At 57.8% G+C, this 1,938-nt stretch carries 2 protein-coding genes; both read right to left on the bottom strand.

All coding sequences use genetic code 11. The annotated features are described in order from the left end of the window. The coding region (locus B3873_RS13260) for a hypothetical protein (protein WP_286866625.1) at nucleotides 1-539 on the bottom strand (539 nt) is incomplete at its 3' end. A 194-nt stretch (nucleotides 540-733) separates the two neighbouring features. Beyond that, nucleotides 734-1,938, bottom strand: a 1,205-nt coding sequence (locus B3873_RS13255) for a replication-associated recombination protein A (protein ID WP_286866623.1), incomplete at its 5' end; no start/stop codon positions are given.

Raw genomic sequence — 1,938 nt, 5'->3', positions numbered from 1 at the left:
ATCCAGCCCGTGTAGAGATGAACTGTATCGGTCCCGTTCTTGATGCTTCCAAAGCCCAGATCCGCTTTGAGATAACCACCGCCGCTCAATGCCAGCGTGTTATTGCCCCCCGCATCTTCCACAATCGCCTGGGACAGCCCGTATGCCGAAATCGAGTCGTTGCCATTGCCGCACTGGACGTAGCTGTACCACGCCGACACGTTGACCTGGCGCTGGCTCCACCAGTCAGACTCAAAGATATTGAGCGATCCGGCCAGATAATTGGTTGCGATGTTTTTGAACCCGGCACCGCTCTCGATCGTGGCATTGATGCCGGATTCGATGACATAGCGGTCATTGCCTGAATTGGCGTAAATGGTGGTGTTGAGCGCACCGACAGAAATGTCATCATTGCCGGCTCCATCCCAGATGCTCAAATAGGTGATGGCGTAATTTGTCGTGTACACCGAGTGGTGACCGGAACCGGTCAAATGTACTTTGCGATCGGTCGTACCTTCCCAGATATGAACATAACCGTCATTCCACGTTTCGACACCCATTGAGCCTCCGGCCTTGAAGTGAAGGAAATTCACATAATGGGCGGATCCTAGTGACGAAATATGACAACTTCGTTAAACATGCCTGCAACAGGCAACAGATGAGGTCTATTGTCGGTGATTACAGAATATCTTCTAGATTCGACTCAAAAAATATCGAGAACAAGGTCAAGGGTCGAGATCGTGAAGTTTTCTCCTCAGTTCTTGCGCGCGTCTTCATCCCACTGGCGCAGCGTCATCAACTTCTCACCAATCTTGATTTCCACCCCCCGCGGTACAGGCTGATACCACCCCGGCTCGGCAATACCGTCCGGCAGATAAGTCTCCCCCGCCGCATAAGCATTGGGCTCATCATGGGCATACCGATATTCATGCCCATACCCCAATTCCTTCATCAGCTTGGTCGGCGCATTGCGCAGATGCACCGGCACTTCGCGGCTCTTGTCCTGCTTCACGAAAGCGCGCGCAGCGTTGTACGCGTTATAGCCGGCATTGCTCTTGGCCGCCACCGCCAGGTAGATCACCGCCTGCCCCAGCGCCAGTTCACCCTCGGGGCTGCCCAGCCGCTCATAGGTCAGCGCGGCATCGTTGGCGATCTGCATGGCGCGCGGGTCGGCCAAGCCGATGTCTTCCCAGGCCATGCGCACGATGCGCCGCGACAGATAGCGCGGATCAGCTCCGCCGTCGAGCATGCGCGTCAACCAGTACAACGCGGCATCCGGATGCGAACCGCGCACCGACTTGTGCAGCGCTGAAATCTGATCGTAGAAATTGTCGCCGCCCTTGTCGAACCGGCGGCTGTTGAGCGTCAAGGCGTTCTGCAGGAATTCCGCCGTCACCACCTGGGTACCGGTAGTGTGCGCGGCGGTCTGGGTCTGCTCCAGCAGGTTCAGGAAACGCCGCGCATCGCCATCGGCGTAACCGATGATGGTTTCCGTGGCTTGGCCGTCGAACTGGAGATCGCCCAGCGCCTTGTCCTGCGCACGCTTGAGCAGCTGCTTGAGCTCCTCATCGGTGAGCGACTTCAGCACGTAGACCTGCGCACGCGACAGCAGCGCCGAATTGACCTCGAAGGAAGGATTCTCGGTAGTGGCACCGATGAAGGTCACCAGCCCGCTTTCTGCATAGGGCAACAGCGCATCCTGCTGCGACTTGTTGAAGCGGTGGATTTCATCGACGAACAGGATGGTGTGCTTGCCCATCGCCAGATTCTGCTCGGCCTGTTCCATGGCCGCGCGGATATCCTTCACGCCCGAGAACACTGCCGAGAGCGCAATGAATTCGCAATCGAAGGCGGTGGCCGTGAGCCGCGCCAGCGTGGTCTTGCCCACGCCCGGCGGGCCCCAAAAGATCATCGAATGTGGCTTGCCGGACTGGAAGGCCAGGCGCAGCGGCTTGCCTT

The organism is Herbaspirillum sp. UBA812 (assembly GCF_002296545.1).
GTDB classification, from domain to species: domain Bacteria; phylum Pseudomonadota; class Gammaproteobacteria; order Burkholderiales; family Burkholderiaceae_D; genus Herbaspirillum; species Herbaspirillum huttiense.
The sequence above is the reverse complement of the archived record's forward strand: the minus strand, read 5'-3'. Positions and strand labels throughout refer to the sequence as shown.